General features: G+C 64.8%; 18 protein-coding genes. 8 read left to right on the top strand and 10 right to left on the bottom strand.

Annotated elements, in window-relative coordinates; genetic code table 11:
• Nucleotides 1-97 precede the first annotated feature (97 nt).
• Complete coding sequence (locus tag J5474_RS03885) at nt 98-763, bottom strand: hypothetical protein (protein WP_209359450.1); 666 nt, start codon at nt 761-763, stop codon at nt 98-100.
• A 189-nt stretch (nt 764-952) separates the two neighbouring features.
• On the opposite strand from J5474_RS03885, the gene parA reads away from it, so the two are divergent.
• Together parA and J5474_RS03875 are read left to right on the top strand one after the other, a co-directional pair.
• Nucleotides 953-1591: a ParA family partition ATPase gene (gene parA / locus J5474_RS03880; protein WP_209359513.1), complete on the top strand. Its 639-nt coding sequence runs from the start codon at nt 953-955 to the stop codon at nt 1589-1591.
• 35 nt (nt 1592-1626) lie between these two features.
• Nucleotides 1627-2502: a DUF6206 family protein gene (locus J5474_RS03875; RefSeq protein WP_245216201.1), complete on the top strand. Its 876-nt coding sequence runs from the start codon at nt 1627-1629 to the stop codon at nt 2500-2502.
• Nucleotides 2503-2582: 80 nt separating this feature from the next.
• Here J5474_RS03875 and J5474_RS03870 read toward each other — a convergent pair whose 3' ends face one another.
• The gene (locus J5474_RS03870; protein WP_209359449.1) at nt 2583-3488 is read right to left on the bottom strand and encodes a PRC-barrel domain-containing protein; all 906 of its coding nucleotides are present in this window, start codon (nt 3486-3488) and stop codon (nt 2583-2585) included.
• A gap of 164 nt (nt 3489-3652) precedes the next feature.
• Complete coding sequence (gene fsa, locus J5474_RS03865) at nt 3653-4306, bottom strand: fructose-6-phosphate aldolase (protein ID WP_209359448.1); 654 nt, start codon at nt 4304-4306, stop codon at nt 3653-3655.
• Between the two features lie 216 nt (nt 4307-4522).
• Between fsa and J5474_RS03860 the strand changes: the two genes are divergently transcribed.
• From J5474_RS03860 to uvrC, 6 genes are all read left to right on the top strand, one after another.
• Complete coding sequence (locus J5474_RS03860; protein ID WP_209359511.1) at nt 4523-6712, top strand: primosomal protein N'; 2190 nt, start codon at nt 4523-4525, stop codon at nt 6710-6712.
• Nucleotides 6713-6853: 141 nt separating this feature from the next.
• Nucleotides 6854-7648, top strand: coding sequence for a S49 family peptidase (locus J5474_RS03855; RefSeq protein WP_209359447.1), 795 nt, complete (start codon nt 6854-6856; stop codon nt 7646-7648).
• Nucleotides 7649-7843, top strand: a complete 195-nt coding sequence (locus tag J5474_RS03850) for a hypothetical protein (RefSeq protein WP_209359446.1) — start codon at nt 7649-7651, stop codon at nt 7841-7843. It abuts the gene before it with no gap.
• A gap of 1 nt (nt 7844) precedes the next feature.
• Nucleotides 7845-8789 carry a calcium/sodium antiporter gene (locus tag J5474_RS03845; RefSeq protein ID WP_209359445.1) on the top strand — a complete coding sequence of 315 codons (945 nt, stop codon included), beginning with the start codon at nt 7845-7847 and terminating at the stop codon, nt 8787-8789.
• Nucleotides 8790-8804: 15 nt separating this feature from the next.
• On the top strand, nt 8805-9590 hold the full coding sequence (locus tag J5474_RS03840) for an SDR family oxidoreductase (protein WP_209359444.1): 786 nt from the start codon (nt 8805-8807) through the stop codon (nt 9588-9590).
• A 312-nt stretch (nt 9591-9902) separates the two neighbouring features.
• Complete coding sequence (gene uvrC, locus J5474_RS03835) at nt 9903-11771, top strand: excinuclease ABC subunit UvrC (RefSeq protein WP_209359443.1); 1869 nt, start codon at nt 9903-9905, stop codon at nt 11769-11771.
• Nucleotides 11772-11778: 7 nt separating this feature from the next.
• Here the strand turns inward: uvrC and J5474_RS03830 are convergent, their stop codons facing one another.
• From J5474_RS03830 to J5474_RS03800, 7 genes are all read right to left on the bottom strand, one after another.
• Nucleotides 11779-12993, bottom strand: a complete 1215-nt coding sequence (locus J5474_RS03830) for a sensor domain-containing phosphodiesterase (protein WP_209359442.1) — start codon at nt 12991-12993, stop codon at nt 11779-11781.
• Between the two features lie 138 nt (nt 12994-13131).
• A complete protein-coding gene (locus J5474_RS03825) occupies nt 13132-13590 on the bottom strand; it encodes an acyl-CoA thioesterase (protein ID WP_209359441.1) in 459 nt (152 codons plus the stop codon).
• Nucleotides 13591-13598: 8 nt separating this feature from the next.
• Complete coding sequence (locus J5474_RS03820) at nt 13599-14363, bottom strand: TIGR02186 family protein (protein WP_209359440.1); 765 nt, start codon at nt 14361-14363, stop codon at nt 13599-13601.
• Nucleotide 14364: 1 nt separating this feature from the next.
• Complete coding sequence (locus J5474_RS03815) at nt 14365-15276, bottom strand: sulfite exporter TauE/SafE family protein (RefSeq protein ID WP_209359439.1); 912 nt, start codon at nt 15274-15276, stop codon at nt 14365-14367.
• Between the two features lie 179 nt (nt 15277-15455).
• Complete coding sequence (locus J5474_RS03810) at nt 15456-16421, bottom strand: ABC transporter permease (protein WP_209359438.1); 966 nt, start codon at nt 16419-16421, stop codon at nt 15456-15458.
• Nucleotides 16421-17518 (bottom strand): ABC transporter permease, encoded by a 1098-nt coding sequence (locus J5474_RS03805; RefSeq protein ID WP_209359437.1) that lies wholly within the window; start codon nt 17516-17518, stop codon nt 16421-16423. Before J5474_RS03805 ends, J5474_RS03810 begins: the two co-directional genes overlap by 1 nt.
• A gap of 92 nt (nt 17519-17610) precedes the next feature.
• The gene (locus tag J5474_RS03800; protein ID WP_209359436.1) at nt 17611-19221 is read right to left on the bottom strand and encodes an ABC transporter ATP-binding protein; all 1611 of its coding nucleotides are present in this window, start codon (nt 19219-19221) and stop codon (nt 17611-17613) included.
• Nucleotides 19222-19286 lie beyond the last annotated feature (65 nt).

The raw sequence follows: 19286 nt of genomic DNA, 5'->3' as shown, positions 1-19286 counted from the left end.
GTCCTTTGTGGCCGGGGCGGCGCCGGCGGGGTAGTCAGGAATACCTGACGCAGCGTCAGTAGTGGCCGGGCATGCTGGTCGAAGAGGGCAGGGGGAATCAGAACTCCGCCCAGAGGCCGAACTTCAGCCCCATGCTGCTGTCCCCCGCCAGCCCCCAGGCGCCTCCGAACTCTCCCTTGATGCGTTTGCGCAGGGGGAAGACCAAAGAGGGCGCGAAGCGGGCGAAGGCCGGGTCGTCCTGTTGCAGTCCGGTCTGCAGTTGCAAAATCAACATGAAATTGCGTGGCAAATTCCAGCCACGGGTGATGTCGAGTTTGGTATCGGCGGCACCCGTGGCGCGGATCTCTGCCACACCGTCCAGAGCGAGCCAGCCGTTCCGCAGCCCCCAGCCAAGCGAAAGACCGGGCCGCAGGACCGTTTCGCCAGAGATCTGCCCCAATCCCATCTGCGCGGCGATCTTCGGCCCCCTGTCGCGGTCGCGTAACGGCATCTGGAGAAAGGCCACCGTCTTGCCGGCACCAGAAACGGAGCGCCCGACGTCCAGGCCCAGCGTCAGCCGGTCGGTCAGCCCGTATTCGATATAGAGCGTCTGGTAATCTTCGGTCGGAGACAGCGATGTCCAAAGCGTGATGTCCTGCGGCCATGTGAGCCGGGTGGCCACTGCGAGGAAGCCCGCGCCCTTGTCGCGAGGCCATGCCCCCGCCTCGGCCTGCGCGGGCAACGCCAGGGTGAGGCAGGACAGCAGGGCGAGCAGCACGCGCATGACAACTCCGACGGGCATTCCGGGGCGGAAGGCCGAGAAACCTTGCGTCAACTGCGGTTAAATCCCGGTTAACCAAGTTCTGTGCCTCTGGCGGAGCAGACGGTGCCCCGGCCCCCTGCTGCGGGCGCGAAGGGGCTGGTATCCGGGCTGTCGCAGGGGCAGTATCGCCCGGAACAACGGGGGATGGACATGGCCGGAAAAGTGATCACGGTGGCCCAGCAAAAGGGCGGATCGGGCAAGACGACTTTGGCCGCGCATCTCGCGTTGGGGTTTCTGGCGGAGGGCAAGCGGGTCGGGCTGGTCGATCTGGATCCGCAGGGTTCGTTGGGGCGCTGGTACGTCACGCGGCTTGAGGCCGACGCGGCCGCTTGCGAGGGGCTGGACTTCGCCACATCCTCCGCCTGGGGCATTTCGATGGAGGTGCGCAAGATGGCCGGCACCTGTGACGTCGTCATCATAGATACGCCGCCGAAAGTGGACAGCGATCTGCGGCCAGCGCTGAGGGTCGCTCATCTGGTGCTGGTGCCGATCGCCGTCGGGCACATGGACCTTTGGGCGACCGAAGGGGTGATGGACCTCGCCGCGCGCGAGGACAAGCCGCTGCTGCTGGTAATGAACCGCACGCGCGCGGGCACCCGATTGGGCGCGGAGGTGGCAGAGGCGGCAAAGGCTTTGGGGGCGCCGCTGGCGAAGGCGATGCTGGCGCAGCGCGTGGGCTACGCAGAGGCCATGGGTCGCGGGCGCGGCGCGGTGGAGGCGAAGGGTCCTGCACGCGACGAAGTCACGGCCCTTGTCGCGGAGGTGGCGGAACGGCTGAAAGCGGGGTAAGGCCTGCGCGACAGACCCCGCCCGAGGAGAGCCCGATGACCGTTCCCAGCAGACCGCGCGCCGAGCACGGCGATATTCTCGGCGCCATTCACGCCTATCGGGGCGCCGAAGGGCAGCCCATCTCTCGGCTGGGCTACTTCACCGCACCGTTCCGTCCGGCAACCGGGCCGCTGGCGGATCGCGTCATCAAGGTCTACCGCAGCGCGGGATCGCGGGCGGCGACGGACCGGTTGGCGGAGTGCCACGCAGATTACGTCTCCGCGCTGCAGGCGGCAGGCGTACCGATGCCGGAGACGGAGTTTCATCTGGTCGGAATGCCCGTGGCAGGGCACACGGAGGTGACCCCGATCGTGGTGCAGGAGGCGCTCGACCCGGCCTGCCTGATGCGACCCCTGATGCTGTCATCCACAACAGAGCGGACGCTGGAGATGATGGAGGCCGCCGGGCAGGTGATCGCCCGCTTCTGGCATTGGGCAGAAGGGTTCGACGGGCGCGTCGGATTTCACCCTTCGATCCGGAACTTTGCCATTTTGGACGGCCGCGCGGTGTTCTTCGACACTTTCCCGCCGCTGATCCACTACACGCGCGACGAGATGGGGCAATTGCTGCTGCAATTCTCGGAAAAGCGGCTGATGCGGCTGGTCGGCCCCCTCGTGCAGAAGAAGGTAACGGGCATACAAGACGAATGGTACTCGCCCGCCGAAACGCTGGTGGGCATGGTCGGCTCCGCCTGCCGTCTGCGCCCGGATGACGCGCAGGCATACCTTTCTTGGGGCCGCGATTTCGTCGCGCGGGAGATGCAGCCCTGGGCCGACGAGGCGCTGCCGGGTCTGGCGGAGGCGCCGAAGCTGCCGGGCTACTGGACAGGTTTCCGCAAGGTTCTGGGGCTGCAGGGAGAACCGAACGTGTGAATGTGCAAAGCCGCCCTCGCAGGGCGGCTTTGACAGAGGTGCTACAGGAAGCGCTTCGGTAGGCCCGCGGTGCAGGTTGGTCAGGAATCGAGCTCTGGCAGTTCCTTCAGGGCTTTGACGCTGTGGTCGGTAATCAGGCGCTTGTTTTCCGAATCGTACTTGAGGTCCGACAGCGGCAAGGCGACTTCACGTTCGCCGATGCCGAGAAATCCGCCGACTTCGATCACGGCGCTGATGGGCCGCCCAGTGGCATCGGCGAGGATGTCCTCCACCTCGCCCACGGATTCCCCGTTGGCGAAGACCTCCATACCTTCCAGGTCCCGAACCGTGACAGTCACGGTTTCGCCCGCACCGGCGGTGGCGATCTCATCCGATACTTTTCCCGATCCCTCTTTTGCGCGCGGATCGTTGGTAGCCCCCTCGGGCAGCGGCTCGGCCTCGCCCGCGGTCACGTAGGGCTGGTCGTCGATATTGTCCTCGTCTTCGTCGCCCTTCACGTCCTGCATGGTTTCGTCGGCCGCCTGCTCGCTGGAAAGTTTCTCGAACTGGACCGAGCAGTCGCCAGCGGTGCCGGCGTCCTCCAGCATCCTGATGTGTTTTTCAGGGTCTTCAGTCTGGCTGATGGCATCGGCAATCGCGGCGCAGTTGACCGGAGAATCGGCCTCTGCGTTGTTTGTGGCGGACTTGACCTCGGGGAGGGTTTTCGTCTGGGGCCCATCCGTGGAGGATGCCTCACCCCGGGTGGTTTCTCCCCCAGACTGCGTTTCCCCGGAGGTCGAAATCGAATCCTCGGTCATCTGCGTCTCCGCGCTGGAGGAAGACGAGTTCTGGCCGGTCTGGCCTTGTGCTGTCTGGCCTTGTGCTGTCTGGCTCTGTGCGGCGGGGGCGGTAGCGTCGGTGTCCTGCGCGGTCGCGGTCTGCGCCAGCGCGCCGGAGGTCACAAGGATCAGGGCAGAGGTGCCGAGAAGGGTGTGAAGCGTTTTCATCTGTTTCTCTCCTGAGACGGTTCGGGAGGGAAACGTGCCTACGGCCCCAGACGTTCCGCGCGGCGGTGCCGCACCCGCTCTTTTCGGGCGTCAGGAACCAGGGCAGGGATTGCATTCAGGGATCAGGACCGGCACCCGCGGGGGGTGCCGGCCAGAGGCGTCTGTCAGACGATCTTGATGTTCGCCGCGGCGATGTCCTTGAGGAACTGATCGAGACCCTTGTCGGTCAGTACGTGGCTGGCCATCGCCTTGATCACGGCGGGCGGAGCGGTGGCGACGTCGGCGCCGATCAGCGCGCAGTCCTTCATGTGGTTCGCCGAGCGGATCGAGGCGGCAAGGATCTGCGTCTCAAACCCGTAGTTGTCGTAGATCGTGCGGATATCGCCGATCAGTTCCATGCCGTCGATGTTGATGTCGTCCAGCCGCCCGACGAAGGGAGAGATGAACGTCGCGCCCGCCTTGGCCGCCAGCACCGCCTGATTGGCGGAAAAGCACAGCGTGACGTTAACCATGCTACCCTCGTCCGAGAGTACCTTGCAGGCTTTCAGGCCGTCCCACGTCAGCGGCACCTTCACGGCGATGTTGTCGGCAATCTCGCGCAGCTTGCGGCCTTCGGTAATCATCTGGTCGGCGTCGATGGCGGTGACCTCGGCAGAGACCGGTCCGGAGACGATGGAGCAGATCTCCTTCGTCACTTCGAGGATGTCGCGGCCGGACTTCTTGATCAGCGAGGGGTTGGTGGTAACGCCGTCCACCATGCCGAGGTCGTTGAGTTCGCGGATGGCGTCGATCTCGGCGGTGTCTACGAAGAATTTCATGGTTCATCCCCTTGGGGTTTGTGGCAGGTGAGTCAGGGTTTCCGTGGCCTTGTAGCGGAAGGGAGACTGCGCGGGAAGGGTGGCGTTTGCGCTAACTTGGGTGGAGAGGGGGGCTCTGCCCCCGTCGCCCCTGCGGCGCGATTCCCCTGGAGATATTTGAACCAGGGAGAAGCAGGGGGCGTTGCGTACGGTCCCGGCTTGGGTCATCTGGAGGGGATGCAGGAGTTCTTTGACGCAGGGGAGCGCATCGGCGTTCTGACGACACAACCGCTGGACCGGGTGCTGGATTACCGCGCGCCGGGGGGGGGGTGTTTTCTGGGGGCCTTCGTCGAGGTGCCGCTGGGGCCGCGAAAGGTGCTGGGCGTGGTCTGGGGACCGGGAGCGGACGGTTTCGAAGCGTCGAAACTGCGTTCGGTCATCCGGGTACTCGACGCCGTGCCAATGCGCGAGGAGATGCGTGTATTCCTGGAAAAGGCCGGGGCCTACACGATGACGCCACTGTCCGCCATGCTACGGCTGGCCACGCGGGCCCCGGGTCTGGGCGATCCGCCGTCGATGCGCAAGGTCTACCGGCGCGGCGCCGGCGAACCGGAGCGGATGACCGACGCGCGAGCTCGGGTACTGGACGCGTCGGAGGAAATGGGCGGAATGTCGCTGACCTTGTCAGAGCTGGCGGAGGCCGCCGGGGTTACGTCCTCCGTCGTGAAGGGTCTCCTGAAGTCCGGTGCCATCGTCGAGGAGGAAAGCCCCCGCGATTCGCCTTTTGCCCGGCTCGACCCGGCGCACGGCGGCAAAACGCTGACTGACGACCAGGCGGGCGCCGCGGCGGTGCTGTGCGAAGGGCAGCGGTCCGGGCGGTACGGCACCGTGCTGCTGAAAGGGGTGACCGGGTCGGGCAAGACGGAAGTTTACCTTGAGGCCGTGGCGGAATGCCTGCGGACCGGGCGGCAGGCACTGGTGCTCCTGCCGGAGATCGCGCTGTCGGGCGAGTTCCTGCAACGGCTTGAGGCGCGGTTTGGCGCGCGCCCTGCCGAGTGGCATTCCGGCGTCACCATGACCGAACGCCGCCGCGTCTGGCGCATGGTGAGCGAGGGCCACGCGCAGGTGGTGGTGGGCGCACGTTCGGCGTTGTTCCTGCCTTTCCAGCGGCTTGGCCTGATTGTGGTCGATGAGGAACACGACACCTCCTACAAGCAGGAGGAGGGCGTGATGTACAATGCCCGCGACATGGCGGTGCTGCGGGCCTCGATCCTTGGCGCGCAGGTGGTTCTGGCCTCCGCGACGCCCTCGCTGGAAAGCTGGGTGAACGCCGATCTGGGCAAGTACCAGCGACTGGAACTGACCGCACGTTTCGGCCCCGCCGTCATGCCGGAAATGAAGACCATCGACATGCGCAGTCAGGAACTGGCGTCGAACCGCTGGGTCTCGCCGCGCCTGGTCACCGCAGTGAAGCAGCGCCTTGAGCGCGGCGAGCAATCGCTGCTGTTCCTAAATCGCCGCGGATATGCGCCGGTGACGCTTTGTCGGGCCTGCGGGCAGCAGATTGGCTGCGATCATTGCGACGCGCGCATGGTGGAGCACCGGTTTCTCAAGCGCCTCGTCTGTCACCAGTGTGGGGAGTCGAAGCCGATGCCGGAGACCTGCCCGTCGTGCGAGGCCGAGGGCAAGCTGGCAGCGGTGGGCCCGGGCGTCGAACGCATGGCGGAGGAAGCCGCCGAGCTTTTCCCGGACGCACGGGTGGCGGTGTTATCTTCCGACCTCTACGGCACGGCGCGCGAACTGAAGGCCCAGATCGAGGCTATCGCGCAGGGCGCCGCCGACATCATCATCGGCACGCAGCTTGTGGCGAAGGGACACAACTTTCCCAACCTTACGCTGGTGGGGGTGATTGATGCCGACCTGGGCCTGCAGGGATCGGACTTGCGTGCGGCGGAGCGAACCTTTCAGTTGATCCGGCAGGTGGCGGGGCGGGCGGGCCGCGCCGAGAAGCCCGGACAGGCGCTGCTGCAGAGCTTTCAGCCGGAGCACCCGGTGATCCGCGGCATTCTCGCGGGCGACGAGGAAGCCTTCTGGCGGGCAGAGGCCGACGAACGCCGCATCGGCGGCATGCCGCCCTTCGGCAGGCTGGCGGGTGTCATCCTGTCCGGGCCGGAGGTGGAACCGCTTTTCGAAATTGGAAACTGGCTTGCGCGGCACGATGGCCCGCTGCGGCAAATCGGGGCGCAGGTCTACGGTCCGGCGCCGGCGCCCATCGCCCGCGTCCGTGGCCGCCACCGCGTGCGTATGCTGGTCCGGGGTCCGAAAGAGGTCATGCTGCAATCGGCGCTGGCGGACTGGATCCGCCCCGTGCGTCTGAAGGGCGAGACCCGCCTCGCCATTGACATCGACCCGCAATCGTTCTTCTGAAAGCCCGCTCCCGACTTCTCTGTTTTTCCCGGTACTCTGAAGTGAAGCCCTCGCCCGGACGGCGCGCGAAACTCACAGTCAGGCGCGGTTAATACGCCCACCCGCTTGTCCCCGTGCGCCCTCGTCTCTACATGCGTTGACATGAAACGCTGGATCCCGTTTGTCAAAACCCCGCCCCGGGTCGCCGTCGTGCGGCTGCAGGGCGCCATCTCCGTGCCCACGCGGGGCAAGCTGAGCGATCGCACCATGGCGCCGCTGCTTGAAAAGGCCTTCCGCTGGAAGCCCGACGCCGTTGCGCTGGAAATCAATTCGCCCGGCGGATCGCCGGTGCAATCGTCCCTGATCGGCGCCCGTATCCGTCGGCTGGCGGAGGAACACGGCACCCCCGTATACGCCTTTGTAGAGGACGTGGCGGCCTCCGGGGGCTACTGGATCGCGTCCGCCGCGGACGAGATCTGGGCCGATCCGTCTTCGATCGTGGGCTCCATCGGCGTGATTTCCTCGGGCTTTGGCGCGCATGTCTTCCTGCAGCGACAGGGAATCGAGCGACGCGTGCATACGGCGGGCGAATCGAAATCCATGCTCGACCCCTTCCGCCCCGAAACCGAAGAGGACGTCGAGCGCCTGAACCGCCTGCTTGGCCAATTGCACAAGACCTTTATCGCGCAGATCAAGGCGCGGCGCGGCGCGAAACTGGCGGATGACCCGGAACTCTTCACCGGCGAGATCTGGATCGGGCAGGACGCGGTGGAGCAGGGGCTTGCCGACGGCGTTGGCCATATCGTGCCCAAGATGAAGGAACGCTTCGGCGAAAAGGTGCAGTTCAAGCGCTTCGAGGCGCGCCGGCCGCTGTTTCCGCGCTTTGGCCTCCAGATCGCGCAGGGTGCTCTGAACGAGATCGAGGAACGCGCGGATTACGCGCGGTTCGGTCTCTGAATGGTCGCAAAGCTCGTTCTCCTATTTCTCGTGATCATGGGCGTGATCGGTATTTTCGGCGGCTGGAAGACCAAATCCGCCAAACGCCTGCGTGACCTTGGCCGGATGACGCGGCTGGATGCGCAGAAATGCCCCGCCTGCGGCCGCTATAATATCGGCAAGGGACCGTGCGCCTGCGGCCGGGAGAAACGCTGACATGGTCTTTGTCTATGCCGTTCTCGGCCTTCTGATTCTGCTTCTGGCGGGCGACGCACTTGTGAAAGGCGCGGTAAACCTGAGCCTGCGGGTCGGCATTCCCGCGCTGATCGTGTCGCTGACCATCGTGGCCTTTGGCACATCCGCGCCGGAATTGCTGATCTCCACGCAGGCCGCGCTGCTGGGCGTGCCTGGGATCGCGCTGGGCAACGTGATCGGATCGAACACCGCCAATGTTTTGATGGTGCTGGGTATACCGGCGCTGATCACGGTACTGCATACCTCCGCTCATGATACCCGAAAGAGCTACCTGCAGATGTTGGGGGCCTCCGTGCTCTTCCTCCTGCTGGCTCTGCGGCAGACCTTTGACTGGGTCTCCGGCCTCGTGCTGCTGGTGGCGCTGGCCTACATGCTCTGGAACCAGATCCGCGAGGCACTGGCACACCGGCGCGCGGGTCAGGCATGCGAGGAGGAAGAACCGGAAGGCGCCGACCCGGACATGTCATGGTGGAAGATTGCCTTCTTCCTTGTCCTGGGGCTGATCGGCCTGCCTATTGGCGCGGATCTGCTGGTAGACAGCTCGACGGAAATCGCGCGCATGTTCAGCGTCTCCGATGAGGTAATCGGCCTGACGCTGGTCGCCGTGGGCACGTCCCTGCCGGAACTGGCCACAACGGTGATGGCGGCGATCCGCAAGCAGGCGGACGTGGCGCTGGGCAATGTGATCGGGTCGAACATGTTCAACCTGCTGGCCATCATCGGCGTGGCCTCGCTGATTGCTCCGATGCCCTTCCATCTGCCGGATCTGGCCTTTGATCTGGGCGTGATGCTGGCGGCCTCGCTGTTGCTGATCCCCTTCGTATTCCTAAAAAAGGACCTGACAAAGCTCTGGGGCGTGATCCTGTCGCTGCTTTACGTGGGCTATATCGTTTCGGTGCTTGTGTAACAAAGGCAGAATGGCATGACGGAAAAACGCGCACTGATCACCGGCGCGGGCAAGCGGCTGGGACGGGCGATGGCCCTCACACTGGCGGAGCAGGGCTACGACGTGGCCGTGCATTACGCAGGGTCGGAAGATGCCGCCGAAGAAGTCGCGGGTCTGATCCGTACCATGGGCTGCCGCGCCGAGACCGTTCAGGCGGACCTCCTGGAGGAACACGCCGTGCAGGGGGTGGTTGGACGTGCGGCGACGGCCCTCGGCGGGCCTCTGACGGTGCTGGTCAACAATGCCTCGATCTTCGAGAATGACGATTTCGCCAGCGCGACGCGCGATAGTTGGGATCGGGCGATCGGCAGCAACCTGCGGGCGCCCTTTGTTCTGACACAGCGTTTTGCCGAACAGGTCCCGGACCCGCTGCGCGATGCGCGCGGAGAGCCGGTGGCGCAGGGGCTGGTGGTCAACATGATTGACCAACGTGTGCGCAAGCTGACGCCGGATTTTGCCTCCTATACCATCGCGAAGGCAGGGCTCTGGACGCTGACGCAGACCGCCGCGCAGGGGTTGGCTCCACGCGTACGGGTGAACGGCATAGGCCCCGGTCCCACCCTCCAAGGCAGCCGCCAGAGCCCCGAGGATTTCGCCGCGCAGCGCGCTGCCTGCGTGCTGGAACGCGGTGCCGACCCCGAGGATATTTCCGCAGCACTCGTTTACCTGTTGGCTGCAAAAGCGGTCACCGGGCAGCTTCTGTGCATCGACGGTGGGCAGCACCTGGCGTGGCAGACACCGGACGTCGCCGGGTCTGAATAGGGATCACTGCCGCGAGTTTTGCACGGGTCACGCAACTTTGACAAAAGTGTTACAAAAACGATAAGAGTCTCAATGGGTTGTCGTGGATGAGAAAAATTACCTCATGTTTTCAGGGGGTTATTTTAGTGCCTAATATTTGTGCAGTGCTGCGAAGTAGGCTCTTTTCTTAAGAAATTTCAGCCTCCCCGGATTTTGTCTGCAGACTTATCCACAGAAACGGTGGATGCATTCCTGCTTGAAACGGACGCATGGCCATTGCAGCGAAGGGCGGGAATCGAAGAGGAGGAGCATGGTTAACAGGACGGGCGCGAAATGACCGAGACGATACAGCCGCAGCCGGTGCCAAAGGGCGCTTCGGTGATCCAGTCCTACCTCAGGACACTGGATGGATCGCCCGGCGTCTACCGGATGCTCGACGACCAAAGCCGGGTTCTGTACGTCGGCAAGGCGCGCAATCTGAAGGCGCGGGTATCGAATTACGCGCGGCAGAGCGGGCATTCCCGGCGCATCGCGCGGATGATTTCGGAAACCGCGTCGATGATGTTCCTTACCACTCGGACGGAGACCGAGGCGCTGCTGCTGGAACAGAACCTCATCAAGCAGCTGAAGCCGAAATTCAACGTCCTGCTGCGCGACGACAAGTCGTTTCCGAACATCCTCGTCACAGATCATGCGTTTCCACAGATCAAGAAACACCGCGGTGCGAAAACCGAAAAGGGGCAGTACTTCGGCCCCTTCGCCAGCGCGGGCGCGGTGAACCGGGTGCTGAACCAGCTGCAGAAGGCTTTTCTTTTGCGCAACTGCACCGACAGTCAGTTCGAGGGGCGCACACGGCCGTGCCTGCTGCACCAGATCCGGCGGTGTACGGCACCCTGTGTCGGCAAGATCGCCGAGGAGGACTACGCGGCCTCGGTGCGGGATGCCGCGCGCTACCTGTCGGGCAAGTCGACGGAGATCCAGACCAAACTGGCCACCGACATGATGGAGGCCTCCGAAGCGATGGAGTTCGAGCGCGCCGCCGCGCTGCGCGACCGCATCCGCGCGCTGACGCAGGTGCAGACAGCGCAGGGCATCAACCCGCAGGGTGTGGCGGAGGCCGACGTGATCGCGCTGCATATGGAGGGCGGGCAGGCCTGTGTGCAGGTGTTCTTCATCCGGGCGAACCAGAACTGGGGGAACAAGGATTTCTATCCCCGCGTCGGCGAGGACGTTGGCGAGGCAGAGGTCATGGAGGCATTCCTTGGACAGTTCTATGATCAGAAGGAACCGGCGCGGCTGTTGCTGCTATCGAACGGCATCGATGACCCCGACCTGATGTGCGCCGCCCTGTCGGAGAAGCTGAGTCGGAAGGTTGAGATCAGCGTGCCGCAGCGGGGCGAGAAGGCGGAGCTTGTCGACGGCGCGCTCAGGAACGCGAAGGAAAGCCTCGCGCGGAAAATGTCCGAGACCGCGACACAGGCGAAGCTGTTGCGCGGGCTGGCGGAGGCCTTCGGGCTGGATGCGCCACCGCAACGCATCGAGGTCTATGACAATTCCCACATCCAGGGCACCAATGCGGTCGGCGGCATGATCGTCGCGGGCCCGGAAGGGTTCATGAAGAACCAGTACCGCAAGTTCAACATCAAGGGCGAGGATCTGGTGCCCGGCGACGACTTCGGCATGATGAAGGAGGTGCTGAACCGCCGCCTGACCCGGCTGAAAAAGGATGACCCTGACCGGGAGAAGGGGCTGTGGCCCGACCTCATGCTGATCGACGGCGGCGCGGGGCAGGTGAGCGCCGTGGCGGAGATCATGCGTGAACAGGGCGTGTCGGACGTGCCCTTTGTCGGCGTGGCAAAGGGCGTCGACCGCGACCACGGCAAGGAAGAGTTCCACCGCACGGGCGAGCGCCCCTTCGCGCTCAGGCACAACGATCCCGTCCTGTATTTCGTGCAGCGCCTGCGGGACGAGGCGCACAGGTTCGCCATCGGGACGCACCGTGCAAAGCGCGCCAAGAGCCAGATGGCCAATCCGCTGGACGAGATCAGCGGCGTCGGCGCCTCGCGCAAGCGGGCCTTGCTGGCCCATTTCGGCTCGGCCAAGGCGGTGAGCCGCGCGAACCTCGCGGACCTGAAGGCGGTGGAGGGAGTATCCGAAGCGCTGGCGGAACGGATCTACGCATTCTTTCACGACGGCAAGTAACCACGCCCTAGAGCAGCACCTCGTCCAGGGGGCGCGGCGCGCCGGTGAGGTAGCCCTGCACGCGCTTCACGCCGATGGCCTCAAGCGCGGCGAGTTCGTCCCCGGTCTCGATTCCCTCGGCCACGAGGGTGACGCCGTTTTCGCGCGAGTAATCCAGAAGCGCCGAGGCGAGGCTGCCGCGTTCCCGGCTTTGATCGATGCCCGCGATCAGCGAACGGTCCATCTTGATGATGTCCGGACGCAACTGCACCACGTGGCGAAAGGTGGAGTATCCGGCGCCCACATCGTCGATGGCGACCCGGAAGCCCATGCCGCGGAGCCGGTTCAGCGCCGTGGAGAAACTGTCGTAGTTGCTGACGCGCTCGTGTTCGGTGATCTCGATGATGACGCGGCCGCGTTCATGGCTGGGGAAGATCCCGCTCAGATCCAGCGTTTCGATCGTGCTGACGGAAAAGTTGATCGACAGCTTCGCCTCGCGGGGGAGGCGCGCAAGCACCTCCCGTGCCTTGGCGGCGATGCGGGCCTCCATCGGTGCGATCACGCCGAGGAAACGAGAAAGACGAAAGATGTCCTCTGTGCTGCCGAGCGTGGCGGGAAACCGCGAGAGCAGTTCATAGCCCACGGTATGGCGCTCGGGCAGGGTCACGACAGGCTGAAGAAGAAACCGCACCGCGCCGTTGTCGAGCGCGTCGGTCAGGCGCAGCGCGAGGTCACTGAAATGCGCATCGAAGCTGTCCTCGATGTCCTGGGCCAGCAGGTCGGCAGTGAGTGTGACCAGCGCGAGGTCACGCCCGGTGACGTCGCCACGGGGGGCGGTGCCAAAGAGGCACAGCATCCCGTAGGTCACCCCACTGGTTAGCCGGATCGGCACGCTTAGATGCAAGCCTATGGGAGGCTCGAACTTGGAGTTGAGTTTGGCAAACGCGGGCTCCAATCGCGCATCCCTGACAAGGCGCGGCGCATATCCCTGTGCGACGCGGTAGCAGAAGCTTTCGTCGAGCGGACCGCAGGCCCCGGCGGCAAAGCCCTTCCCAAACGCAGAGTAGTGGCCATCTACGGTGTCAAAGACCCGCTGTCCGCCATCGAACCGTGAAATGAACGCAGCCTCGCACCCGAAGGCATGCCGCAGGCTTCGCAGAATGTGTTGCTTGCGTTCCAGAAGACCCCCTGCGGGGCTTCGGGGGCTGGCGCCGCCGATCGGAGGATCGAGCGGCCGTGTCACTGGCGTGGTGCCGACCGCACGACCGGTTGTCTGAGAGGTCTGTACTGCATGTTTCCCCTGCCGCGTGTTTGCTTTGACGACATGGTGTTCGGCCTGTGAGGGCCATTCGAAACAGTCTCGCGAGTGGTTGACGCAATGTCAAGCCACGGGGCCGATAGCCTCCGGGTTGACCAATAGCGCGGCGAAACGGTGGCGCAGCTGGTCCGGCATGGCGGTGGGGCGGCCATCGGGGCCGGTCAGAACCTGGGCAAAGAAGCCTTCGGCGCAGGCGTAGTCCTCGTCGTTGCGGAACAGTCCGATCTCGAAACGCAGCGAGGAGGTGCCAAGATGCCCGACGCGCAGACCGACGTGGATCAAGTCGGGAAACCCGGCCTGGGCGTGGTAGCGCGTGCCGCTTTCGACGACCAGAAAGCGATGCGCCTCCGGCCCGGTCAGCGCGATACCTTGTGCCAATTGCCAGAGCGATACGGCGGTGTCGAAAAGCGACAGGTATTCGGCGTTGTTCATGTGGCCGTACTGGTCGTTGTCCTTCCAGCGGGTCGGGATGGTTTGGAAGGCGCGGTAATCGGCGCGGTTGCCGGGCGGGATGCGTGCCATGGGACGCCTCAGGACGACCGCACGGCCCGGAAGGCAGCCGAGGCCCCCCAACCGGCGGCGATGGCCAGCGCGATGGACATCAGGCCGTACAGCAGCGGCTCCGCACGTGACAGCCCGTAGAGCCAGCGCTCCAGCCCGACCTTGCGGACATTGATGACCGTTGCGTACTGGGACACGACCCGGCCATTGCGGGTCAGGAAGATCCGCGTGGCATAGGCACCTTCGGTCAGGTTGGCGGGCATGGAGATGCGTGTGTCAAAGAGCGTTTCTTCGCGCAGGGTGACCGCGTTCTCCAGCAACATGTAGGAGCCGCTGTCCTTGCGGATGCGGATCAGCGCCTGGCTGAAGTTCTGGCTGTCCATGACCTCTGCCCCCACGGAGCGGATCGCCCGCCGGATGGAAACCCTGTGACGCAGGTCCTCGGTATCGGTGATCGCTTCGCGCCACGGCGCAGAGGTGGCGATGGCGTAGAATGTCGGAGCGGCGTCGACGACCACCTTCGCGGTGTTCATCCAGATGCCAAAGACGCGCTCCTTGCGGCGCACTGTCACCGGCAGGTCGGGGCCTTCGATGGTGACGATTACCTGCAGCGGGTCGGCCTCCAGCGCGGTTTCCCGCTTGATGGCGCCAAAGATCAGGATGTCGGACCCGTCGAAGTCGGTGGAGATGTTGACGCTGTCCTGCGAAAGGCCCAGCACGACTTCCTCTGCGGCAGCGTCTTTGGCCTGTGGTGGCAGGGCGAGCAGGGCGAGGAGTGCGAGAACCCGGCGCATGTCACTCCGCCCCCGGTGTCAGGCTGTAGACCTCGGACGGGGTCAGCAGCAGTTCCAGCGCGATCTTGGCGCAGACGAGCAGCACGAGGCCGGCGAGCAGGATGCGGAGTTGCTCGGCCTTCATCTTCGTGCCGATGGCGGTGCCAAACTGCGCCCCGATGACGCCACCGAGGATCAGCAACACCGCGAGCATGACATCGACGGTATAATTGGTCGTCGCGTGCAACAGCGTGGTGAAACCGGCCACGAAAATGATCTGGAACAGCGAGGTTCCCACGACTACCTTGGTCGGCATCCCCAGCAGATAAATCATGGCGGGAACCATGATGAAGCCGCCTCCGACGCCCATGATCGCGGAAAGCACGCCCACGGCGCAGCCCACGAGCACGGGCGGGATGACGGAGATATAGAGGCCGGATGTGCGGAAGCGCATCTTCAGCGGCAGGGCGTGCACCCATGTGTGTTTCTTGCGCTTGGACGGGGCGCCGCGGCGGGCCTTGCGCAGGGCGTTGAGGCTTTCGACGAACATCAGGCCGCCGACGACGCCGAGGAACAGGACGTAGCAGAGCCGGACCATGAGATCGACCTGGCCCAGCGTCTTTAGGTAGTTGAACAGCCAGACGCCGATGGCGGCCCCGACGAGGCCCCCCGACAGCAGGACGGTGCCCATGCGCAGGTCCACGGTCTTGCGCCGGAGATGCGCCAGCAGGCCCGAGAAGGAGGCCGCGACGATCTGATTCGCGCCGGTGGCCACGGCCACGGAGGGCGGAATGCCGATGAAGAACAGTAGCGGGGTTAGCAGGAAACCTCCGCCGACGCCGAACATGCCGGACAGCACGCCGACCAGGCCGCCGAGGCCCAGCAGCAGGAAGGCGTTCACCGCAACTTCGGAGATCGGGAGGTAGATCTGCATGGTTCACGCTAGTCCCGGTCGAGGGGTGTTTGCAAGTGCAGCAGAGCGCGGGTCGGAGAGGGTTTTCGCTTCGGCGTCGCCGAAGCGATTGGGGGGGCTTTGCCCCCGGCACCCCCCAGAGGTATTGGGACCAAGAAGAAGCACGAGGCGGCGTTCCGCTTGATCTGGCATCGGGATTGTCAGCGTTCCTTTACGTAGGGTGTGCCGCCGGCGCGCGGCGGGATCGCCTTGCCGATAAAACCCGCGAGAATGACGACGGTCAGGATATAGGGCAGGGCGTCCATGACCTGCACCGGCACGGTAAAGGCACCAAGGTCGAAGTTCTGGAAGCGGATCGCCACGGCCTGCAGGAAGCCGAACAGCAGGCAGGCGGCGAGCGCGTACCATGGCCGCCATTTGGCGAAAATCAGCGCGGCCAGTGCGATATACCCCCTTCCGGCGGTCATTTCCTTGCCAAAGAAGGGCTGCAGGCCGGTCGCCATGTAGGCGCCCGCGATCCCGCAGAGGATGCCGCAGATGGCGACGGCGGTGTAGCGCAGTCGGATGACGGATATGCCCGCAGTGTCCACGGCCTCCGGCGCTTCGCCCACGGCGCGCAGGCGCAGGCCGAAACGGGTGCGGAACAGAAGCCACCATGTCGCGGGGACCGCAAGGAAGGCCACGTAGACCAGCGGTGCGTGGCCGGAGATCACTTGGGCGTAGATCGGCCCCAACACTGGCACGTCACGGAGCGTTTCAGTCAGCGGCAGGTTGATTTCGTTCAGGCGTGCGCCGCCGGTGAGCGTGGGGGTCTTGCCGCCCTGCTTGTACCAGCTTTGCGCGATCAGGACGGTAATGCCAGAGGCGAGGAAGTTCAGCGCCACGCCGGAAATCAGCTGGTTGCCGCGGAACGTGATGGAGGCGAGCCCGTGGATCGCCGAAAGCCCCAGCGAGGCGCCAATGCCCGCCAAGAGGCCCAGCCAGACGTTGCCGGTGTTGTAGGCGATGGCGGCGGAGAAGAAGGCGGCGATCAGCATCTTGCCCTCGAGGCCGATGTCGAAGATGCCCGAGCGCTCGGAGAACAGGCCCGCGAGACAGGCCAGCAGCAGTGGCGTCGACATGCGGATGGTGGATTCGAGCAGCTGAAGGAGGGTCGCGAAATCCATCACTGTGCTCCTTTCGGGCGGAAGGCGAGAAAGGCGCGCTCAAGCGGCCAGCGCACCAGGTTGTCGAGGGCTCCGGTGAAAAGGATGACAAGCGCCTGGATCACGGTGACCAGTTCGCGGGGGATATTGGCCCAGAAGGCCAGTTCCGCGCCACCCTGGTAGAGGAAGCCGAAGAGCAGCGCGGCGAGGAAGACACCCACGGGGTGCGACCGCCCCATGAGAGCCACAGCGATGCCGATGAAGCCCGCGCCTTCGGAGGCGTTGAGCACGAGGCGTTCGGCTTCGCCCATCGTGGCGTTGATCGCCATCAGGCCCGCCAGCGCGCCGGAGATCAGCATCGAGACCACTGTGATCTTCACCGGAGAGATGCCGGCGTATTTCGCGCCGGTTTCGGAAAAGCCGAAGGCGCGCAGTTCGTAGCCCAGACGGGTGCGCCAGATCAGCAGCCAGACCCCGATGCAGGCAGCTACCGCGATGAAGAAGGTGATGTTCGCGGGCGACCCGCGAAACAGCACCGTCTCGGAGGTGGAGAACATCTGCTGGAAGGTGGGCAGGCTGGTGGCCGCCGGGAAGGTGGCGGTGGCGGGCTCCATCGCGCCTGCGGGGCGCAGCAGGTTGACCAGCACGTAGTTGATCAGCGCCGCGGCGATGAAGTTGAACATGATCGTGGTGATGACGATGTGCGACCCGCGCTTTGCCTGCAGAATGGCCGGGATATAGGCCCAGGCCGCGCCAAAGAGCGCGGCGGCCAGCGTCGCGGCAATCAGCGCCAGCGACCAGTGCGGCCAGGGGATGAAGAGGCAGGCCAGAGCCACGCCGAGACCCCCGATCTGGGCCTGCCCTTCGCCGCCGATGTTGAACATCCGGGCATGGAAAGCCACAGCCACCGCGAGGCCGGTGAAGATGAAGTTCGTGGCGTAGTACAGCGTATAGCCCCAGCCGGAGGACTTCATCAGCGCGCCTTCGACCATCAGTTGGAAAGCCTCGAAGGGGTTCATGCCAAGGGCGGCAATTACAAGAGCCGAGAGTACGGCGGCGATGAGGATGGAGATCAGGGGGACGAGGACGGCGTCCGCCCAGGCGGGCATCTTATCCATGGAGCGCATTCCTTTGGATCGGCGCGCCGGTGGCGGTGTGGGACGCCTCCGGCGGGAGTACTGGCGAAGCGGAGAAACGGGGAGCGGGGCGCTCAGTCATGCCGGGCGGCCTCGCGTTGGGCCTTGGCCGCCATCTGCTCGGTGACGGCCTCGATGATCGGCTTGTCCGGCATCTCGGTGACGCCCGCCATGAGCAGGCCAAGTTCCGTCTGGTTGGTCTCGGAGGGCAGGCGTGCGCCCATGATTTGGCCGTCGAACATCACCGCGATGCGGTCGGAGAGCGAGAAGATCTCGTCGAGTTCCACGGAGACCAGCAGGATCGCCTTGCCCGCGTCGCGCAGGGCGACGATCTGCTGGTGGATGAACTCGATGGCACCGATGTCGACGCCGCGCGTGGGCTGGCCGATCAGCAGGATGTCCGGGTCGCTCTCGATCTCGCGGGCGAGGACGATCTTCTGCTGGTTGCCGCCGGAGAAGTTCTTGGCCGCGAGGTTCGGGTTCGGCGGGCGGACGTCGTAGCGATCCATCTTGGCTTGCGCCTCGGCCTTGATCGCGGCGTTGTTCATGAAGGGGCCGGACTGGATCTCCGGATCGCGATGATAGCCGAAGATCGTGTTTTCCCAGGCGGTGTAGTCGAGGATCAGGCCTTCGTGGTGACGGTCCTCCGGAACATGGGCGATGCCGCGGGCGCGGCGCGACTGGCCGTCGGAATGCTTGCCCGTGAGGTCGATCTCCTGGCCCTTCACGCGGATGGTACCGGTGGCATTGGTCATGCCGCCCAGCACATGCAGCAGTTCCGACTGGCCGTTTCCGGAGACGCCCGCCAGTCCGAGGATCTCTCCCTTGCGCACGGTCAGCGATATGCCCTTCAGCCGCTCCACGCCATGCGCGTCCACGTGGCGGAGGTTCTCGATCTCGAGGATGGGCGCGCCGGGGGTGGCGGGGGCCTTGTCGACGCGCAGGAGCACTTTGCGACCCACCATCAGTTCGGCCAGCTGCTCGGGCGAGGTTTCGGCGGTCTTGACCGTCGCGGTCATCTCGCCGCGCCGCATGACAGAGACTGTATCGGTGATCTCCATGATCTCGCGCAGCTTGTGGGTGATGAGGATGATGGTCTTGCCCTCGCGACGCAGGCCTTCGAGGATGCGGAAAAGGTGGTCGGCTTCGGCGGGCGTCAGCACGCCGGTCGGCTCGTCCAGTATCAGGATGTCGGCCTGCCGGTACAGCGCCTTGAGGATCTCCACACGCTGCTGGTGGCCGACGGAGAGGTTCTCGATCAGGGCGTCGGGGTCGACCTGAAGCTCGTAGTCCTCGGCGAGGCGCTTCAACTCTCCGCGTGCCTTGTCGAGCGAGGGCCGCAGCATGGCACCGTCCTCCGCACCGAGGATGACGTTTTCCAGAACGGTGAAGTTCTGCACCAGCTTGAAGTGCTGGAAGACCATGCCGATGCCAGCGGCAATGGCGGCCTGGCTGTCGGTGATGGACTTCAGGTTGCCATTGACCCGGATTTCGCCGGAGTCGGCCTTGTAGAAGCCGTAGAGGATCGACATCAGCGTGGATTTCCCCGCGCCGTTTTCGCCGATGATGCCGTGGATCGTGCCCGGCATGACGCGAATCGAGATGTCCTTGTTGGCCTGCACGGGGCCGAAGGCCTTGGAAATGCCCTTGAGTTCGATCGCGGGTGCGGGGGAGCTTTCGGTCATTCTGGGGTCCATCGTGCTCCGGGGCGTGATCCGGGGCCTCTTGCCTTGAACGCGGATGTCCCGGG

It is taken from the genome of Sagittula salina, assembly GCF_017813235.1.
Classification (GTDB): domain Bacteria; phylum Pseudomonadota; class Alphaproteobacteria; order Rhodobacterales; family Rhodobacteraceae; genus Sagittula; species Sagittula salina.
This window is presented reverse-complemented; position numbering and strand designations above follow the sequence as displayed.